The sequence below is a fragment of the Pseudomonas sp. AC463 genome (genome assembly GCF_979253585.1).
This window is the reverse complement of the sequence record NZ_CEEDDZ010000017.1, coordinates 85,130-102,119: the sequence shown is the minus strand read 5'-3', so window position 1 is coordinate 102,119 and position 16,990 is coordinate 85,130. Positions and strand designations below refer to the sequence as shown.

General features: G+C 59.7%; 19 protein-coding genes and 1 tRNA gene. 5 read left to right on the top strand and 15 right to left on the bottom strand.

The features are described 5' to 3' along the window. Positions 1 to 24: 24 nt before the first annotated feature. The 7 genes from AC0IYH_RS21390 to dapA all read right to left on the bottom strand — a co-directional run bounded on the left by AC0IYH_RS21390 (position 25) and on the right by dapA (position 4,899). A complete protein-coding gene (locus AC0IYH_RS21390) occupies positions 25 to 582 on the bottom strand; it encodes a cytochrome b (RefSeq protein ID WP_116628219.1) in 558 nt (185 codons plus the stop codon). A gap of 147 nt (positions 583 to 729) precedes the next feature. After that, positions 730 to 978 carry a hypothetical protein gene (locus AC0IYH_RS21385; RefSeq protein WP_122772911.1) on the bottom strand — a complete coding sequence of 83 codons (249 nt, stop codon included), beginning with the start codon at positions 976 to 978 and terminating at the stop codon, positions 730 to 732. 232 nt (positions 979 to 1,210) lie between these two features. After that, positions 1,211 to 1,300, bottom strand: a tRNA-Ser gene (locus tag AC0IYH_RS21380). Positions 1,301 to 1,383: 83 nt separating this feature from the next. Continuing rightward, positions 1,384 to 2,097 (bottom strand): phosphoribosylaminoimidazolesuccinocarboxamide synthase, encoded by a 714-nt coding sequence (gene purC / locus AC0IYH_RS21375; RefSeq protein WP_471836064.1) that lies wholly within the window; start codon positions 2,095 to 2,097, stop codon positions 1,384 to 1,386. A gap of 27 nt (positions 2,098 to 2,124) precedes the next feature. Beyond that, positions 2,125 to 2,883 carry an MBL fold metallo-hydrolase gene (locus AC0IYH_RS21370; protein ID WP_122772910.1) on the bottom strand — a complete coding sequence of 253 codons (759 nt, stop codon included), beginning with the start codon at positions 2,881 to 2,883 and terminating at the stop codon, positions 2,125 to 2,127. 4 nt (positions 2,884 to 2,887) lie between these two features. Further along, positions 2,888 to 4,003 carry an outer membrane protein assembly factor BamC gene (gene bamC / locus AC0IYH_RS21365; protein WP_116628222.1) on the bottom strand — a complete coding sequence of 372 codons (1,116 nt, stop codon included), beginning with the start codon at positions 4,001 to 4,003 and terminating at the stop codon, positions 2,888 to 2,890. Between the two features lie 17 nt (positions 4,004 to 4,020). Then, the gene (gene dapA / locus AC0IYH_RS21360; RefSeq protein ID WP_116628223.1) at positions 4,021 to 4,899 is read right to left on the bottom strand and encodes a 4-hydroxy-tetrahydrodipicolinate synthase; all 879 of its coding nucleotides are present in this window, start codon (positions 4,897 to 4,899) and stop codon (positions 4,021 to 4,023) included. A 273-nt stretch (positions 4,900 to 5,172) separates the two neighbouring features. Here dapA and AC0IYH_RS21355 point away from each other — a divergent pair, with 273 nt between their 5' ends. Both AC0IYH_RS21355 and AC0IYH_RS21350 read left to right on the top strand, forming a co-directional pair. Further along, on the top strand, positions 5,173 to 5,733 hold the full coding sequence (locus AC0IYH_RS21355; protein WP_003172487.1) for a glycine cleavage system transcriptional repressor: 561 nt from the start codon (positions 5,173 to 5,175) through the stop codon (positions 5,731 to 5,733). A gap of 10 nt (positions 5,734 to 5,743) precedes the next feature. Further along, positions 5,744 to 6,217 carry a peroxiredoxin gene (locus AC0IYH_RS21350; protein WP_116628224.1) on the top strand — a complete coding sequence of 158 codons (474 nt, stop codon included), beginning with the start codon at positions 5,744 to 5,746 and terminating at the stop codon, positions 6,215 to 6,217. 163 nt (positions 6,218 to 6,380) lie between these two features. Here AC0IYH_RS21350 and AC0IYH_RS21345 read toward each other — a convergent pair whose 3' ends face one another. Together AC0IYH_RS21345 and AC0IYH_RS21340 are read right to left on the bottom strand one after the other, a co-directional pair. Further along, positions 6,381 to 7,451: an AI-2E family transporter gene (locus tag AC0IYH_RS21345; protein ID WP_116628225.1), complete on the bottom strand. Its 1,071-nt coding sequence runs from the start codon at positions 7,449 to 7,451 to the stop codon at positions 6,381 to 6,383. Positions 7,452 to 7,482: 31 nt separating this feature from the next. Then, a complete protein-coding gene (locus AC0IYH_RS21340; protein WP_101267579.1) occupies positions 7,483 to 7,722 on the bottom strand; it encodes a sulfurtransferase TusA family protein in 240 nt (79 codons plus the stop codon). Positions 7,723 to 7,817: 95 nt separating this feature from the next. On the opposite strand from AC0IYH_RS21340, the gene AC0IYH_RS21335 reads away from it, so the two are divergent. Beyond that, positions 7,818 to 9,251, top strand: a complete 1,434-nt coding sequence (locus tag AC0IYH_RS21335) for a M48 family metalloprotease (protein WP_116628226.1) — start codon at positions 7,818 to 7,820, stop codon at positions 9,249 to 9,251. A 66-nt stretch (positions 9,252 to 9,317) separates the two neighbouring features. Here AC0IYH_RS21335 and AC0IYH_RS21330 read toward each other — a convergent pair whose 3' ends face one another. From AC0IYH_RS21330 to rpoE, 4 genes are all read right to left on the bottom strand, one after another. After that, on the bottom strand, positions 9,318 to 10,757 hold the full coding sequence (locus AC0IYH_RS21330) for a DegQ family serine endoprotease (protein WP_122772909.1): 1,440 nt from the start codon (positions 10,755 to 10,757) through the stop codon (positions 9,318 to 9,320). A gap of 234 nt (positions 10,758 to 10,991) precedes the next feature. After that, on the bottom strand, positions 10,992 to 11,954 hold the full coding sequence (locus AC0IYH_RS21325; protein ID WP_471836060.1) for a MucB/RseB C-terminal domain-containing protein: 963 nt from the start codon (positions 11,952 to 11,954) through the stop codon (positions 10,992 to 10,994). Positions 11,955 to 11,969: 15 nt separating this feature from the next. Next, entirely contained in the window at positions 11,970 to 12,557 is a 588-nt protein-coding gene (locus AC0IYH_RS21320; RefSeq protein WP_003172479.1) for a sigma-E factor negative regulatory protein, read from the bottom strand. Positions 12,558 to 12,589: 32 nt separating this feature from the next. After that, a complete protein-coding gene (gene rpoE / locus AC0IYH_RS21315; RefSeq protein WP_003172477.1) occupies positions 12,590 to 13,171 on the bottom strand; it encodes an RNA polymerase sigma factor RpoE/AlgU in 582 nt (193 codons plus the stop codon). A gap of 463 nt (positions 13,172 to 13,634) precedes the next feature. Between rpoE and nadB the strand changes: the two genes are divergently transcribed. Then, positions 13,635 to 15,251 (top strand): L-aspartate oxidase, encoded by a 1,617-nt coding sequence (nadB, locus tag AC0IYH_RS21310; protein WP_116628229.1) that lies wholly within the window; start codon positions 13,635 to 13,637, stop codon positions 15,249 to 15,251. Here the strand turns inward: nadB and AC0IYH_RS21305 are convergent. Together AC0IYH_RS21305 and AC0IYH_RS21300 are read right to left on the bottom strand one after the other, a co-directional pair. Beyond that, positions 15,220 to 15,666, bottom strand: a complete 447-nt coding sequence (locus AC0IYH_RS21305) for a protein YgfX (protein WP_471836058.1) — start codon at positions 15,664 to 15,666, stop codon at positions 15,220 to 15,222. The two genes, nadB and AC0IYH_RS21305, sit on opposite strands and share 32 nt — an antisense overlap. Beyond that, positions 15,650 to 15,904 (bottom strand): FAD assembly factor SdhE, encoded by a 255-nt coding sequence (locus tag AC0IYH_RS21300; RefSeq protein ID WP_101267568.1) that lies wholly within the window; start codon positions 15,902 to 15,904, stop codon positions 15,650 to 15,652. The genes AC0IYH_RS21305 and AC0IYH_RS21300 overlap by 17 nt, the downstream gene beginning before the upstream one ends. Before the next feature lie 140 nt (positions 15,905 to 16,044). Here AC0IYH_RS21300 and ygfZ point away from each other — a divergent pair, with 140 nt between their 5' ends. Next, positions 16,045 to 16,986: a CAF17-like 4Fe-4S cluster assembly/insertion protein YgfZ gene (ygfZ, locus tag AC0IYH_RS21295; RefSeq protein ID WP_471836056.1), complete on the top strand. Its 942-nt coding sequence runs from the start codon at positions 16,045 to 16,047 to the stop codon at positions 16,984 to 16,986. Positions 16,987 to 16,990: the final 4 nt, after the last annotated feature.

Sequence of the window (16,990 nt, the reverse complement as noted above, 5' to 3'; positions counted from 1 at the left end):
AATAGGGACGTACAACAACAAACATCACTTTTGAAACGCATTGCGCGGGCCGGGCAGCATCCGCCGCAGCGTCCCGTCGCCCATCACATAGTGGTGCCAGAGCGCGGCAGCGGCGTGCAGCCCCGCCAGCAGGATAATCGCCCACGCCACCGTGTCATGCAGGCCGCCCAACGTGCCACGCCATGCGTGATCAATCATCAGGGGCGCGGGGACAGGGAACAGTCCGAAAAAGCTGAACGGCTCGCCTTGAGCCCAGCGAAACAGAAACCCCAAGACGATCTGCGCCAGCAGCAACAGGTACAGGCAACCATGCGCCATTTTCGCCAACAGGTTAAGCGCCGCGTGATTACTGGCCTGAAGGCGATTGCCGCCGAACAGGCGCCACACAATCCTCACGGCGATCAACACCGCCATGGCAATACCAAGGGAGATATGCACCGACTGAAGGCCCTTGCGCAGCGGCGTGCCCTTCGCCAGGTTTTCCCAGATATGTGCACTGGCAAACATGAAGATCACCACGGCAGCAGTCATCCAATGGAAGAGCCGGGTCAGGCGGTCGTAACGATCGGAAGGCGTATTCATGGGTGTTCCCTGAGTGGTCTGTAGGGTGAACACCGCAGCGCAGGAAGTTATTCGGCAAGGTGCAAATAATTTATGCCGTACCGGCGCCAGACACGAAAAAAGCCCCGTAACGCATGCGTCGACGGGGCTTGTTCTAACTGGCGCTATTTAACGCTCTTTGTTGGCTTGGGAGAGCACCGAGGCAGCCAGGGATTTAGTGTCCTCACTGTATTTACCGCTCTGAAGCGCCTTCCCGGCTTTCTCTTCCATCTCTGCACTGGTCTGCTTGTCGGTACCACATTGCGCCAACGCCGAAGCAGCCAGGCTCTTGGCAATGGCAGAAGCGTTTGGGTTATTGAGCGTTTCTGCGGCCAACGTGGCCAGCTTGTCGGAGGTTTTTTTCGTATTCGTGCTCATGGTGCATTTCCTTTGCCGTTTGTGGATGACTACGCGACTGAAAGATCGTCGCCATCGAAAGATAAGACGCTGGGCAGAGGGCCGCAACGCGCTACCCGTAGGGCGCGTTGGGTAAACGTGTACGAAATGCGCATTTGTTTTGTAGTAACGGCGAGAGCAGCGCCAAGCCCTATAAACAGCAGAAACGAAAAAGCCCCGTAGCTTGTTCAGCTACGGGGCTTTTTCTGTGTAATGGCGGAGAGATAGGGATTCGAACCCTAGGTACCGGTGAAGGTACAACGGATTTCGAATCCGTCCCATTCGGCCACTCTGGCATCTCTCCAACGGCGCGCATCATAACAGTGTGTATCGCGAAAGCAAACCCAAAAGGCGATTTTTTTCCGTGCTATCAGATGCTTGCGTCGATTAAAGCGGTACGCCGAGACGATTGGCGACTTCTTCGTAGGCTTCGATGACGTCACCGAGGCCCTGGCGGAAGCGGTCTTTGTCCATCTTCTTCTTGGTGTCCTTGTCCCACAGGCGGCAGCCGTCCGGGCTGAATTCGTCACCCAGGACGATGGAGCCGTCGTGGAAAACGCCGAATTCCAGCTTGAAGTCCACCAGCAGCAGGCTGGCGTCGTCGAACAGCTTGCTCAGCACGTCGTTGACCTTGAGGGACAACTCCTTCATGCGCGCCAGTTGCTCAGCGGTGCCCCAGCCGAACGCTACCACGTGAGATTCGTTGATGAACGGGTCGCCCTTGGCGTCGTCCTTCAGGAACAGCTCGAAGGTGTACGGGTTGAGCTTGAGGCCCTCTTCCACGCCCAGGCGCTTGACCAGGCTGCCGGCAGCGTAGTTACGCACGACGCATTCAACCGGGATCATGTCGAGCTTCTTCACCAGGCACTCGTTATCGCCCAGCAGTTTGTCGAATTGAGTCGGAATGCCGGCCTCTTCGAGTTTCTGCATGATGAAGGCGTTGAACTTGTTGTTCACCATGCCTTTGCGATCAAGCTGTTCGATGCGCTTGCCGTCGAACGCCGAGGTGTCGTTGCGAAACAGCAGGATCAGGCGGTTGGCGTCGTCGGTCTTGTAAACCGACTTGGCTTTGCCGCGGTAGAGTTCTTCACGTTTTTCCATGATGGGCTCCGCTTTGAGTGAGGTGGGCTAGGCGATATGTCGCCAGTCGAGCCCTGAATCTTGATCGGCCAGTTGCAGCCAGTCCGGGTCGCACCCGAGGGTGTCGACAAAACATTGCCGGGCAAGCGTCGGCAGGTTGTTCTTGCTGCTGAGGTGGGCGAGGACCAGGTGTTGCAGGTCTTGCCAGCCCAACTCATACACCAGGTATGCCGCCTGGTGGTTGTTCAAATGTCCAAATTGCCCGCCTACCCGCTGCTTGAGAAAGTACGGGTAATGGCCGCGCGCCAACAGGTCTCGGCAGTGGTTGGACTCGATCATCAACGCATCGAGGTCCCGGTAACCATCCAACACCTTGGCGCAGTAGGAACCCAGGTCGGTGAGCACGCCGAAACGTCGCTGACCGCCACTGAAGACATACTGCGTCGGTTCCTGGGCGTCGTGCGCGACTGCGATTACATCAATGCTCAAGGCACCGATTTGCAGTTGCTCACCACCGGCCAGAAAACCTGCGGGCTCAATGGGTTTGCGCATCCCGCGCAAGGTACCGCGACTCAAGTACACCGGAAGATTGTAGCGCCGAGACAGCAAACCCACGCCATGCACGTGGTCGGCATGTTCGTGGGTCACCAGAATCGCGCTCAGCTGCGCGGGGTGAACCCCCAGGCGCAGCAGGCGCCGCTCGGTTTCCCGTAACGAAAAACCACAATCCACCAGTACGTACGTGTCGTCGTGGGCGACCAGCGTGCCGTTCCCTTGGCTACCGCTACCGAGAACAGCAAAACGCATCGGATCAGCCCAGGTTGTCCTGAATCACGCCCAGTACTTTGCGCGCTGTTTCAGCCGGCGCAACAGTATTGATGTTCTTCTCGACGGTGACTTGCACGCTTTCGCCAACCTTGCTCAAACGAACCTGATAACGCTCGGCACGGGTCTCGATTTCTTCCTTGGTCGGCGTACTGCCGAACAATTTGCCGAAGAAACCTGGCTCTTCATCTTTACGCTCGGCCTTTTCAGCCACGTTGATGTAGTAAAGGCCCAGGCTGCGGTTGATGTCTTCTACACGCCAAGGGCCTTGCTCCAACGCGCGACCGACGCTGGCCCAGGCACGGTCCAGGTCTTCACCCAGGTTCAGCACCACGTTGCCGCTACCGTCTTCGGTGAGGCTGACGCGGCTCGGGGTGTCGTAATCACGTGCGGCGAGCAGGGAAACGGAACCGCCCTTCTCGGAGATACGGCTCATGCTGGCCAGCATCTCGTCGACCAGTGCCGAGTCGACGCCGGTATTGACCGAGCGGTTGGTGAAGTCGACGTTGGCAGTGCTGCCGGCAGGACGCTCGGCGCTGACTACATAGACTTCACTGGTATTGCGCTGCACGCCTGGCTCGATGCGTACACGCACACGGGCCTCGCTGTCAGCCGCTACGCCGCCGGCCTGCAGACGCTTGGCCATGGTGGCGGACAGCTCGCTGCCCTGCTGCCATGCAGTGGTGAATTCACCGGTCTGCGGGCGCTGCTCGTCGATGCGGAAACCGTTGTCCTGGAAGAACTGCACGGCCACCGGCCAGACTTCGGCAGGTGGGCGCTGAGCCACGATCCAGCGCGAATCACCGCTCTTCTGCAGGCTGTAGTCGCTGGCATCGGCCACGGCCGCGATCGGCTGCGGACGCGGCACGACGTACTCACCCTTGGTGGTGTCGTCGGCAACGTTGCGCGGAATCGGCAGCAACGGGTCAAGGCGCTTGGCCACGTTGACGCCCGGCGGCAGTTCCATCGGTTTGGTGGGTTGGGCTTCCAGGTAATCGCTACCGCGGTCACGGAAGTAACCTTCCGGGCCCCAGATCCAACCGCAGCCACTGGTGCTGGAGATAATCAAGGCAAGTGCGGAAAGTCCGGCCAATCGCTTCATGCGTAGTGCTTCCTCAATTAAACCAGGACGCCGGACTGGCGCAGGGCCTGTCGCAGCGGTTCGTGACAGGCTTCGCTGAGACGGGTGAGCGGCAGACGGATACCGTCCGGCATCAGGCCCATCTCAAACAGCGCCCATTTCACGGGGATAGGGTTGGATTCGATAAACAGTGTCTTGTTGAGCGGCATCAGCTTCTCGTGGATCGCGCGGGCGGTCACGGCATCACCGGCGATCGCGGCGGCGCACATGTCGCTCATGGCACGCGGGGCCACGTTGGCAGTAACGGAGATGTTGCCCTTGCCACCCAGCAGGATCAGCTCGACAGCGGTGGCGTCGTCACCGGAATACAGCAGGAAATCGCTGCTCACGCCGGCCAGGATGTCCTTGGCGCGCTGCAGGTCGCCGGTGGCTTCCTTGATGCCGATGATGTTCGGCACGCTGGACAGGCGAATCACGGTCGCAGCCTGCATGTCGCACGCGGTGCGGCCAGGGACGTTGTAGAGGATCTGCGGGATGTCGACAGCTTCGGCGATGGTCTTGAAATGCTGGTACAAGCCTTCCTGGGTCGGTTTGTTGTAATACGGGGTTACCAGCAGGCAGGCGTCGGCGCCGGCCTTCTTGGCGTTTTTGGTCAACTCGATCGCTTCGCGTGTCGAGTTGGCGCCCGTACCGGCGATCACGGCGATACGGCCCGCGACGCGCTTGACCACAAACTCGATCACCTGGATGTGTTCTTCCACATCGAGGGTAGCCGATTCACCGGTGGTGCCGACCGCCACGATGGCGTTGGTGCCTTCTTGCAGGTGGAAGTCCACCAGTTTGCCCAGGCTGTCCCAGTCGAGATGACCTTGTGCATCCATGGGTGTGACCAGTGCCACCATACTGCCCGCAATCATGCAACCGCTCCTGCCGGAAAAAGAGAGCCGTAATGGTACTGGCGCCAAGATGCTTGTACAAGCGAAGTACCGCGCGAGGATGCGTTCTGGCGCAACTAAACGACGGGCAATGCCATCATTGGGCCAAAGCACCGCTTGCAACAGGGTGAAATCAAGCCGTTCACGCAATGAAAACGCCACCTCCTATCCCTTGGCGACGCTTTTCGCTACCCTTCATCCTTTGATCGATACAGCCCTCACCGTATCGACCGCTCATCGTTTTAGGAAGGCTGCATGTCCACCCCCACAGTTCGCGAACAATTCCTTGTTATCAGTGCCCTCGGCGCCAACCCCATGGAGCTGACCAACGTCCTGTGCCGCGCCAGCCATGAAAACCGCTGCGCTGTCGTGACCTCCCGGCTGACCCGGCATGGCGAGTGCAGCGCGCTGGTGCTGCAGATCTCCGGCACCTGGGACGCCCTGGCGCGCCTGGAAACCGGCCTACCGGGCCTGGCCAAGAAGCACGACTTCACCGTCAACGTGGTGCGCAGCGCCGCCCTGGAGAATCGTCCTCAAGCCCTGCCGTATGTGGCGTATGTCAGCTCGGCTTACCGCTCGGACATCGTCAACGAGCTGTGCCAGTTCTTTATCGACCACAACGTCGAGCTGGAGAACCTGACCTGCGACACCTACCAGGCCCCGCAAACCGGCGGCACCATGCTTAATGCCACGTTCACCGTGACCTTGCCGGCCGGCGTGCAGATCAGCTGGTTGCGCGACCAGTTCCTGGACTTTGCCGATGCCCTGAACCTCGACGCACTGATCGAGCCTTGGCGCCCACAGAACCCAATGTAAGGAAGTAACCATGGCGGTTGTCATCGACAAACCCGTAGCCGATTTCGAAGCCCAGGCCACCAGCGGCCAGACTTTCAGCCTCGCCGCCCTCAAGGGCAAGCAAGTGGTGATCTACTTCTACCCGAAGGACAGCACGCCGGGCTGCACCACCGAAGGCCAGGGCTTTCGTGACCAGTACGCAGCATTCAAAGCGGCCAACACCGAAGTGTTTGGCGTTTCGCGCGACAGCGTGAAGTCCCATGAGAACTTCAAGGGCAAGCAGGAATTTCCCTTCGAGCTGATCAGCGACAAGGACGAAGCGGTTTGCCAGCTGTTTGATGTGATCAAGCTGAAGAAGCTGTACGGCAAGGAATACCTGGGCGTGGATCGCAGCACTTTCCTGATTGATAAGGATGGTGTGCTACGCCAGGAATGGCGCGGCGTGAAAGTGCCGGGGCATGTGGATGCTGTTCTGGCGGCGGCTCAAGCGTTGAGCAAGGCCTGAATCCGGCCTGAAGCTAGCTTGCTGGGGCTTGATGTGAGCCAGATGCGTGCTTGTTGTGGCGAGCGAGCTTGCTCGCGCTGGGCTGCGGAGCGGCCCCAAAAAAATGCGGGAGCGCTTCGCACTCCAGCGGGAGCAAGCTCCCTCGCCACAAATATGATCGCCGCTATAACAACGGCGCCACCACCGGCTCCTGCCGCGGCCACGCATCCAACACCGCCTTGAACAGAGTCGCCAGGGGAATCGCAAAAAACACCCCCCAGAATCCCCACAACCCACCAAACAACAGCACCGCGCAGATAATCGCCACCGGGTGCAGGTTCACCGCCTCCGAGAACAGCAGCGGCACCAGCACGTTGCCATCCAGGGTCTGGATAATGCCGTACACCGCCATCAGATAGATGAACTGGTCGCTCCAGCCCCACTGGAACAGCGCGATCAACATCACCGGCACGGTCACCACCACGGCGCCGACATAGGGCACCACCACCGACACGCCTACCAACAGCGCCAGCAAGGCCGCGTAGTTCAGGTCCAGGGCGATAAAGGCGATGTAGGTTACGCCCCCGCAGATAATGATCTCGATGACCTTGCCGCGAATGTAATTGGCGATCTGCCGGTTCATTTCTTCGGCCACCCGGGTAATCAGCGCACGCTCACGTGGCAGGTAGCCGCGCACCCAGCGACCGATCATGGCGCGGTCCTTGAGGAAGAAAAACACCAGGATCGGCACCAGCACCAGGTAAATCATGATGTTGACCAACAGCGGCAAGCTGGACAGCGAAAAGGTCAGCGCCCACTGCCCGAACTTGCCGATCTCACCGCGCGCAGCTTCGATGGCCTGCAACACCTGTTCGTCCGATACCAGGTGCGGGTAGCGCTCGGGCAACAACAGCAACAGCGATTGCCATTTGGCGAGCATGCCCGGCAACTCGTTGAACAGCGTGATCAATTGGTGCCACAGCAACGGCAGCACTACCACGATAAACACCACAAGCAGGCCCATGAACAGGGCGAATACCAGCCCCACCGCCGCCGCGCCCGGCAAACGCAAACGCTCAAGCGTGGTGACCAGGCCCTGCATCAGGTACGCCAGCACCATCCCCGCCAAGACTGGTGCCAGCATGCCACCCAAGGTGAGTACGGCCGTAAAGGCCAGGAACAGCAGGACCGCCAGCACCACGGCTTCTTCATCGGAGAAGTAGCGCTGGATCCAGTCTCGTAACACTTTGAACATCAATCAACCTCGGGTGGTGGGGGCAAACGGTTCAGGCCTTGCGCAACCAGTAACGGTACACACCGGCGGCGTCTTCTTCATGCAACAAGGTATGCCCCGCCAGCTTGGCAAAGGTGCGGAAATCACGCTGGGAGCCCGCGTCGGTGGCGATGACCTTGAGCACGGCGCCACTGGCCAATTGATTGAGTTCCAGCTTGGCCTTGAGCAAGGGCAACGGGCAATTGAGGCCGCTGGCATCGAGTTCGGCATCAAAGGCTACAGCGTCGGTCATGGTTTTACTCCGGGCACGCGTTCGGGTTGCTTAGAATATCTGGTCCGAAGCTCAGTGTCCGGCTACAGTAAGCTCTTTGTCGAAAGGCTCTGTGCATGACTTTTTTGCGCCCTACCCTGCTGACGCTGGCTTGCCTGCTGGCCTCCCCGGGCTTCGCTGACGACCTGCCGTCACTTGGCGACGCCAGTTCTGCCATTGTCTCGCCACAACAGGAATACCAGTTGGGCCGCGCGTGGCTGGCCTACCTGCGCGGCCAGGTCTCGCAGCTCAACGATCCACAGCTCAAGGATTATGTCGAAACCAGCGTGTACAAGCTGGTAGAGACCAGCCAGGTGAATGACCGGCGCCTGGAGTTCATCCTGATCAACAGCCCGCAACTCAACGCCTTTGCCGCGCCCGGCGGGATTGTCGGGGTCAACGGCGGCCTGTTCCTTAACGCCCAGACCGAAGGCGAGTACGCCTCAGTGCTCGCGCATGAGCTGGCTCACTTGTCGCAGCGCCATTTCGCCCGTGGCGTTGAAGCGCAACAGCGCATGCAACTCCCGATGATGGCTGCCCTGCTGGGCGGCATCATCGCCGCTGCCGCAGGTGCGGGCGATGCCGGGATTGCCGCAATTGCCGGCACCCAGGCTGCTGCGATCCAAGAACAACGGCGCTTCTCTCGCCAGAATGAACAGGAAGCCGACCGCATCGGCATCCTCAACCTGGAAAAGGCCGGTTACGACCCGCGCTCGATGCCGACGATGTTTGAACGCCTGATGCGCCAGTACCGCTTCGACGCCAAGCCACCGGAATTTCTGCTGACGCACCCGGTTACCGAATCGCGGATCGCCGATACCCGCAACCGCGCCGAACAAGCCAAGCCCGGCGGGAAGGAAGACAGCCTGCGCTATCAGCTGATCCGCGCGCGGGTGCAACTGCAATACGAAGACACACCGGGCCTCGCCGCCAAGCGCTTCCGGGCGCAGTTGGACGAGAACCCAAAAAACGATGTGGCGCGTTATGGCTTGGCCATCGCCCAGATCAAGGGTTCCCAATTCAAGGAAGCTCGGGACAACCTCGCCCCGCTGCTGGCCAAGGCGCCCAACGATATCACCTACAACCTGGCGCTGATCCAGCTGGACATCGATAACAACAAGCTGCCGGATGCACAGCAGCGCACCGATCGGATGTTGACCCAGTATCCCGGCAACTATCCGCTGAACCAGGTGAGAGTCGATCTTCTGCTTAAGCAGAACCGTACTGCCGATGCGGAAAAAGCCTTGGATGGGTTGCTCAAGTCGCGTCCGGACGATCCGGATGTGTGGTATCAGGTCGCCGAGACGCGCGGCCTGTCGGGCAACATCATCGGTCTGCATCAGGCGCGCGCCGAATACTTTGCATTGGTGGGCGACTTCCAGCAGGCCATCCAGCAACTGGACTTCGCCAAGCGTCGCGCCGGCAGCAACTTCCCGTTGTCGTCACGCATCGACGCACGCCAGCGTGAGTTGATCGAGCAGGAACGCCTGGTAAAAGGGATGATGAGCTAAACCATCGCCCACAAAAAAGCCCCGCCCTCGTTAAACGAAGGCGGGGCTTTTTATTAGGCTGGCGGGTTACTCGGCCAACTTGAACGTTATGAAGCTTGCACGACCCTGACGCAGCACGCGCATCGACACCGAACGGTTCTTCGGCAGCGCCTTGGCGATGTCGGTGAACTGCTTGGTGTTGTCAATCGCCTGATTGTTCAGGTGTGTAATCACATCACCTGGCTGCAGGCCGATCAGGGAGGCGGGGCCGTCCTGAACTTCCTTGATCACGACACCGCTTTTGAGGTCGAAGCTCTTCTTCTGCTCATCCGTCAGCTCGGCTACAGCGATGCCCAGGCGATTGCTGCTGCGCTCAGCACCTGGTTTCGCGTTACCCAGGGCGTCCAGTGTTGCGCCTTCTTCCGGGATGGCACCGACGGTCAGCTCAACGGTCTGGCGCTTGCCTTCGCGGATCACTTCCAGCTTGGCCTTGCTGCCGGCCTTGAGTGCGCCCACCAGGTGCGGCAGGTCGGCCGACATAACGATCGGCTGGCCGTTCATGCTCAGGATCACATCACCAACTTGCAAGCCCCCCTTGGCTGCCGGGCCATCGTCCTGAATCTGCGCGACCAGCGCACCGGCCGGCTTGTCGAGGCCGAAGGATTCAGCCAGGTCCTTGTTCACTTCCTGGATCACTACGCCCAACCAGCCACGACTGACCTTGCCACCGCTTTTCAGTTGGTTGGAAACGTCCATGGCCACATCGATAGGGATCGCGAAGGACACACCCATGAAACCACCGGAGCGGGTGTATATCTGCGAGTTGATCCCCACCACTTCGCCTGCGAGGTTGAACAACGGGCCGCCGGAGTTACCCGGGTTGATCGGCACGTCGGTCTGGATGAACGGCACGTAGTTTTCGTTTGGCAGGCTGCGGCCAATGGCGCTGACGATACCTTGGGTCACGGTGTGGTCAAAACCAAACGGCGAACCAATGGCCACGACCCACTGCCCAGCCTTCAAGTCCTGGGATTTACCCAGTTTCAGCACGGGCAGGTCTTTGCCTTCGATCTTCAGCAACGCCACGTCAGAACGCGGATCAGTGCCCACCAACTTGGCTTTTAACTCACTGCGGTCGGCCAGGCGCACGAGAATCTCGTCAGCGTCGGCAATCACGTGATTGTTGGTGAGGATGTAGCCATCCGGAGAAATGATAAAGCCCGAGCCCAGGGACTGCGCTTCACGCTGACCACTACCACCCCCGCGCGGAGTACGCGGCTGCGGCATGCCGCGCTCGAAGAACTCGCGCAACATCGGCGGCAGCCCTTCGAGGTCCGGCATCTGTTGGTTGGAGACCTTGCGGTCCGGCAACTTCTGCGTGGTACTGATATTCACCACGGCAGGCGAGGCCTGCTCAACCAATTGGGTGAAGTCAGGCAACTCGGCCGCTTGCGCAGGCAGGGCCTGACCCAGCACCAACACCGTGGCGACTATGGATAGGTAAGACTTCAAACGTGGTATCGACATACAGCTCCCGTTACGACGAGCAGGGTTGAGCGACAGGGTTCAAGAAACGCCGAAAACTGCGACCGACATCTTTGTTCCGCGAACAAAACAAGGCCAGAGCCGACAAGCTCTGACCTATAAAAAACATGAGAGATTTTTGCAAGTGAAAATGCTGATCCGGACATTTCATGCTCTCGGCAGGCAACCTGGCATGGGTACACACTGGGAGGTCAGGATGAACATAGGATTAACGGCTCACGGCTTGGAAATCGGCTTTTTTTCACCACGCACCGACAGCGCGATTCGTTCAGCGGTCCCGATAGGGATCTCCCCCACCACCGTCACCATCATTTCGCCGTCGACCGTATTCAGGCGACGGGAAACCGCAACCGTCGGCCCCAGCTGGGTGCGGGTTTCGGTGACGCTCGCATCGCTGATCGGCTCAAGGAACACCGAGAAACGCGCCAGGCCGTCTTCATACATCAGGCTGTCTACCGTGGCTTTGGTCTGGGCATCTTTGCGCGCAGTGCTGTTGGTCAGCTGAAAACCTGGCGGCAGCCATTCCAAATGCCAGGTTTCGGTAGAAACCACCTCGGGGGCGCTGCTGTTGGCGACGGCTATCGGCGTGCAGTCGGTGCTGGGTTGCAGATCGCGATCATCCGGCGCGGTCGAGGTATCCAACCGCGTGAACTGGAAACGCTCCAGCAACTGCCCCTGCTCATTCAGCAAAAGGGACTTGAGTGGCAGCGCGGTTTCACGATCCAGATGCAGCTCGAAACCATAGCGGTATTGGTCACGCGGTGTGATCGAAACAATCACCGCATTACGACCGGCCACGCGAGATTTTCCGATAACGGCCAGTTCGTAGAATTGATTGAGTTTTTGCGGATCAAGCGCACGTGAAGGTGCATCGCGTGAATTACCCAGGCCTGCGACCAGCGTGCCGCTGACGCATTGGGTTCGACCATCCAGCCGCACGACTTCCTGGGCAGAGCCATCGAGCTGCAAAAGCCGCTCGCGGACCCGACCATCCTGGACGCGATGCCAGATGTCATGGGTTGAAAAACTGCCGTTACGTTCGTAGACAAACGTACCTTGAAAGCTTTGCTGTTGCTCTGCACGCCCAAGTCGAGTCAGCCAGTCTTGGGCTTCATCGGCATGGGCGGGGAGTGCAAACCAACCACTGAGCAAAAGCGTAAGGAGCGGTATGGCTCGCATAGAGCTCCTTACGGATTAGCGGTTTTCCAGGCTTGCTGCACGTGCGTATGGCAGAGCGCTTTCAGTGCCTTTCAAGGCCGATTCCTGTGCGTGTTGGCGCAGGTAGCCGGGAAGACGCTGGTCCTGCCAGCCGGATTGCCCTTGCAACACACCGTTAGCCATAGGGCCAGTGGTATCGGAGCTTTCCTTGTAGCCGGCCAGTACGGCTGGGCCTTTGACTTGCGGACCGGCCATGACCGGTTGCTGAGTCTGTTGGGCCAACTCGGCACCAGCGATCTCATCCTGGTTGTACAGGCGAACACCGGCCAGCACGGCAACAGTCACCGAGGCAGCTACTGCAAGGCGACCCAGGCTACGCCAAGGACCACGTGCAGCTTTTGCCGGAACGGCTTCATCGGCCAGCGCAGCAGAAACAGCCGCAGCAATATCCAGACGAGGGATTAGAAGATCCTTGTGCATCACCGCCCGAGCGACTTGGTAACGAGACCAGGTATCACGGGTTTCGGCATCATCAAATGCATTGAGCACTCGACGAAGTTCCAGTTCATCCGCTTCGTTATCCATCACTGCGGACAGCGATTCCTGCAGGGCATCACGACTCATGGCGGTTCCTCTCTTGGCTGTCGCCGCTGTCTTTAGTTTTCCTGCAACAACGGTTGCAAGGCTTTATCGATGGCTTCCCGGGCCCGGAAAATCCGTGACCTTACAGTCCCCACCGGACACTGCATGACGCTCGCAATGTCTTCGTAACTCAGACCATCGAATTCACGTAAAGTTAACGCCGTACGCAAATCTTCTGGTAGTTGCTGAATTGTGCGATGAACGGTTCCTTCGATCTCGTCGCGCAGCAAAGCACGCTCCGGCGACTCGAGATCTTTGAGGCCGTGATCACCATCGTAAAATTCAGCATCTTCTGAACTGACATCACTATCTGGTGGGCGGCGTCCGCGAGACACCAGATAGTTCTTCGCCGTGTTAATGGCGATGCGGTATAGCCACGTATAAAACGCACTATCACCGCGGAAGTTGCCTAGTGCACGGTAGGCCTTGATAAAAGCTTCCTGTGCAACGTCCTGCGCTTCATGGGTGTCGTGCACAAACCGCACGATCAACCCGAGAATTTTGTGCTGGTATTTCAGCACTAGCAGATCAAAAGCTCGCTTGTCGCCGCGTTGAACGCGCTCGACCAGCTGCTGATCCTCTTCCTGGGTTAGCATGAACACTCCTCGTTGTACTTGAAGGAGGCTTGCATAACTAAACGATCAGGCTTGCAAACATAGACTCGGACTTTTCGCAAAAGTTCTCCCCCTTCAAGCAAGTTTCCGGCATGCACTGATTTGGCACACACGAAAAACGCAGCACGGGCAACGCCGACTGCGCGAATAATCTTGTCGCCGGTTTTCTGACGCGTCCAATGCTCCCGACGGGCCAATAAACTCAACGTTTTCCCAGCTTTCGGGCAACCTGCTATTGAGTCGAGGCTTATGCAAAAAGTTCCCGTTTCAATAACCAGTCGATTTTACCCGAGCTGTGCACCGTAATCTCACATTGCCACGAATGCCCGGCTATTGTGCCGCTCCCCCCCTCTATATACTAGTGGCCCGTGTGACCCTTTGATTCGCCGATCCAGGCGTCCTGTTTGCGCCAGCCCTTTGGATCGCTTTTTGCGGAATCCTTCAAATGAGCCAACAGTTTCAACACGATGTCCTGGTGATCGGTAGCGGCGCGGCCGGTTTGAGCCTTGCGCTGACCCTTCCCAGCCATTTGCGCATCGCCGTACTGAGCAAGGGCGACCTGGCCAACGGCTCGACATTCTGGGCCCAGGGCGGTGTGGCCGCCGTGCTGGACGACACCGACACGGTGCAATCCCACGTCGAAGACACCCTCAACGCCGGCGGCGGCCTGTGCAATGAAGACGCGGTGCGCTTTACCGTCGAGCACAGCCGCGAGGCGATCCAATGGCTGATCGACCAAGGCGTGCCCTTCACCCGTGACGAACACGCGGGCAGTGACGACGGCGGCTTCGAATTCCACCTGACGCGCGAAGGCGGCCACAGCCACCGCCGCATCATCCACGCCGCCGACGCCACCGGTGCCGCCATCTTCAAGACCTTGCTCGACCAGGCTCGTCAACGCCCCAACATCGAATTGCTCGAGCAACGCGTCGCCGTCGACCTGATCACCGAAAAACGCCTGGGCCTGCCGGGTGAACGCTGCCTGGGCGCCTATGTGCTCAACCGGGCCAGCGGTGAAGTCGATACCTACGGCGCGCGCTTCACCATCCTCGCGTCCGGCGGCGCGGCCAAGGTCTACCTCTATACCAGCAACCCCGACGGCGCCTGTGGCGACGGCATCGCCATGGCCTGGCGTTCGGGCTGCCGGGTGGCCAACCTGGAATTCAACCAGTTCCACCCCACGTGCCTGTACCACCCCCAGGCCAAGAGCTTCCTGATCACCGAAGCCCTGCGCGGCGAAGGCGCCCACCTGAAACTGCCCAATGGCGAACGCTTCATGCAGCGCTTCGACCCGCGTGCCGAGCTGGCACCACGGGATATCGTCGCCCGCGCCATCGACCATGAAATGAAGCGCCTGGGCATCGACTGCGTCTACCTGGACATCAGCCACAAGCCAGAAGCCTTCATCAAGACCCACTTCCCCACCGTCTATGAGCGCTGCCTGGCCTTCAATATCGACATCACCAAAGGCCCGATCCCGGTGGTGCCGGCAGCGCACTACACCTGCGGCGGCGTGATGGTCGACCAGCACGGGCGCACCGATGTGCCCGGCCTGTATGCGATTGGCGAAACCAGCTTCACCGGCCTGCACGGCGCCAACCGCATGGCCAGCAATTCGCTGCTCGAATGCTTCGTCTACGCCCGCTCGGCGGCGGCGGACATTCTCGAACAACTGCCGCGCATCCCGGTGCCTGCCGCCCTGCCCCGCTGGGATGCGAGCCAGGTCACCGATTCGGACGAAGACGTGATCATCGCCCACAACTGGGACGAACTGCGGCGCTTCATGTGGGACTACGTGGGGATCGTGCGCACCAACAAGCGCCTGGCGCGGGCGCAACACCGGGTGCGGTTGCTGCTGGACGAGATCGACGAGTTCTACAGCAACTACAAGGTCAGCCGCGACCTGATCGAGTTGCGCAACCTGGCCCAGGTGGCGGAACTGATGATCCGCTCGGCCATGGAACGCAAGGAAAGCCGGGGCCTGCATTACACCCTCGACTACCCGCAGATGCTGCCCGAGGCCCGTGACACTATTCTGGTGCCAACCACCTACGGCGGCTGAACTTGAGGCGTACCCGCAGGCGCCGATGCACATCGGCCGCCTGCGAATCCCTGGGCACACAGATCGAACGCGCCATCCACTCCCCCGGCACCCGATAGCGCAGCACAACGATCAGCGGCAGCGCCAGGCTGTCGGGAAGCAGCTGCACGCTGTGCCAGCCCAGCTCATTACTGAACAACTGCCAGCCATCCTCGTCGCGGCGCAGGCCACGAATCGATGAACGGTGAGTCAGCAGGACATGGCGCGGCAACCCCCAGGCCGCGTGCCCGATGCACAGCAGCAGGCCAAGGGAAGCCAATGGCAATTCAAGCATCAACAGGGCACCCAACGCGAGCAGCTGGGCAACAAGATACGCCGCCAGCAACAGCCGTGAGGCCTGCCAGCGGCATTCGAAGCGATTACTTGGGCTGGACACGATCCAGGATCATCCGGACCATGCGCTGCAGCTCCGGGTCTTCCGACTCGGCCCGCTCCATGAACCAGCCGAACATGTCCTGGTCTTCGCACTCGAGCAGGCGCACATAGAGGTCGCGGTCCACCTGATTGAGGGTCGCATACACCTCTTTGACGAATGGCACCAGCAACACATCCAGCTCAAGCATGCCGCGGCGGCTGTGCCAGTACAGGCGATTGAGTTCTACATTTTCGACCATGGAGCGCTCCTCAAATAGCGCGCAAGTATACAGGCCCGACGACGCCGGAACAGTCGGCTTTGGTCGACCCATACTGAAACTATCCATTTACCGGGCGCCCCTCTATGATGCACCCATGACTTTTTGACCTGCGATGACCCATGGCTGACTCTGCTTTCTTCTGCCCCCTGTCCCACGAAGGCGTTCTCGCCGTCCGCGGCGCCGATGCTGCCAAGTTCCTGCAAGGGCAACTGACCTGTAACCTCAATTACCTGAGCGACGCCCAGGCCAGCCTTGGCGCGCGCTGCACGCAAAAGGGGCGCATGCAGTCGAGCTTTCGCATCCTGTTGCAAGGTGACGGTGTACTGCTGGCCATGGCCACCGAGTTGCTGGAACCGCAACTCGCCGACCTGAAGAAATACGCCGTGTTCTCCAAGTCCAAGCTCACCGACGAAAGCGCCGCCTGGGTGCGTTTCGGCGTGATCAATGGCGAGCAGGCCCTCAACAGCCTGGGCCTTGAGCTACCGGTCGACACGGACAGCGTCGCCCGCAACGAACAACTAATTGCCATTCGTGTCTCCCCTGGCCGCGCAGAACTCTGGGTGCCTGCCGAGCAAGCCGACAGCCTGCGCAACCAATTGGCTACACATTTAAAAGAAACCGATCTGAATGAATGGCTGCTGGGCCAGATTCGCGCCGGTATCGGCCAGGTAATGCCGCAAACCCGCGAGCTGTTCATCCCGCAGATGCTCAACCTGCAAGCCGTGGGTGGCGTGAGCTTCAAGAAAGGCTGCTACACCGGCCAGGAAATCGTTGCGCGCATGCAGTACCTGGGCAAACTCAAACGCCGCCTGTACCGCTTGAGCCTCGACTCGGCTGAAATGCCCGAGCCAGGCACGCCGCTGTTTTCCCCCAGCCACAACAGCTCGATCGGCGAGGTGGTGATTGCCGCAAAAGCTGGCCAGACCATTGAACTTCTAGCGGTATTGCAAGCCGAAGCAGCCGATGGTGGCGATGTGCACATCGGCACGCTGGAAGGCCCCGGTTTGCAGCTGCTTGACCTGCCCTACACCCTCGACCGCGATCGAGAAATCCAGCGTTAGTCGC

Excerpts from the sequence above, each read along its gene's own strand:
- bamC (WP_116628222.1), bottom strand. The coding sequence starts at position 4,003 with ATGAAGCGATTGGCCGGACTTTCCGCACTTGCCTTGATTATCTCCAGC.
- AC0IYH_RS21355 (WP_003172487.1), top strand. The coding sequence starts at position 5,173 with ATGTCCACCCCCACAGTTCGCGAACAATTCCTTGTTATCAGTGCCCTC.
- AC0IYH_RS21385 (WP_122772911.1), bottom strand. The coding sequence starts at position 978 with ATGAGCACGAATACGAAAAAAACCTCCGACAAGCTGGCCACGTTGGCC.
- AC0IYH_RS21350 (WP_116628224.1), top strand. The coding sequence starts at position 5,744 with ATGGCGGTTGTCATCGACAAACCCGTAGCCGATTTCGAAGCCCAGGCC.
- AC0IYH_RS21340 (WP_101267579.1), bottom strand. The coding sequence starts at position 7,722 with ATGACCGACGCTGTAGCCTTTGATGCCGAACTCGATGCCAGCGGCCTC.
- AC0IYH_RS21320 (WP_003172479.1), bottom strand. The coding sequence starts at position 12,557 with ATGAGTCGTGATGCCCTGCAGGAATCGCTGTCCGCAGTGATGGATAAC.
- AC0IYH_RS21390 (WP_116628219.1), bottom strand. The coding sequence starts at position 582 with ATGAATACGCCTTCCGATCGTTACGACCGCCTGACCCGGCTCTTCCAT.
- nadB (WP_116628229.1), top strand. The coding sequence starts at position 13,635 with ATGAGCCAACAGTTTCAACACGATGTCCTGGTGATCGGTAGCGGCGCG.
- AC0IYH_RS21370 (WP_122772910.1), bottom strand. The coding sequence starts at position 2,883 with ATGCGTTTTGCTGTTCTCGGTAGCGGTAGCCAAGGGAACGGCACGCTG.
- AC0IYH_RS21335 (WP_116628226.1), top strand. The coding sequence starts at position 7,818 with ATGACTTTTTTGCGCCCTACCCTGCTGACGCTGGCTTGCCTGCTGGCC.
- ygfZ (WP_471836056.1), top strand. The coding sequence starts at position 16,045 with ATGGCTGACTCTGCTTTCTTCTGCCCCCTGTCCCACGAAGGCGTTCTC.
- rpoE (WP_003172477.1), bottom strand. The coding sequence starts at position 13,171 with ATGCTAACCCAGGAAGAGGATCAGCAGCTGGTCGAGCGCGTTCAACGC.
- dapA (WP_116628223.1), bottom strand. The coding sequence starts at position 4,899 with ATGATTGCGGGCAGTATGGTGGCACTGGTCACACCCATGGATGCACAA.
- AC0IYH_RS21300 (WP_101267568.1), bottom strand. The coding sequence starts at position 15,904 with ATGGTCGAAAATGTAGAACTCAATCGCCTGTACTGGCACAGCCGCCGC.
- AC0IYH_RS21330 (WP_122772909.1), bottom strand. The coding sequence starts at position 10,757 with ATGTCGATACCACGTTTGAAGTCTTACCTATCCATAGTCGCCACGGTG.
- AC0IYH_RS21345 (WP_116628225.1), bottom strand. The coding sequence starts at position 7,451 with ATGTTCAAAGTGTTACGAGACTGGATCCAGCGCTACTTCTCCGATGAA.
- purC (WP_471836064.1), bottom strand. The coding sequence starts at position 2,097 with ATGGAAAAACGTGAAGAACTCTACCGCGGCAAAGCCAAGTCGGTTTAC.
- AC0IYH_RS21325 (WP_471836060.1), bottom strand. The coding sequence starts at position 11,954 with ATGCGAGCCATACCGCTCCTTACGCTTTTGCTCAGTGGTTGGTTTGCA.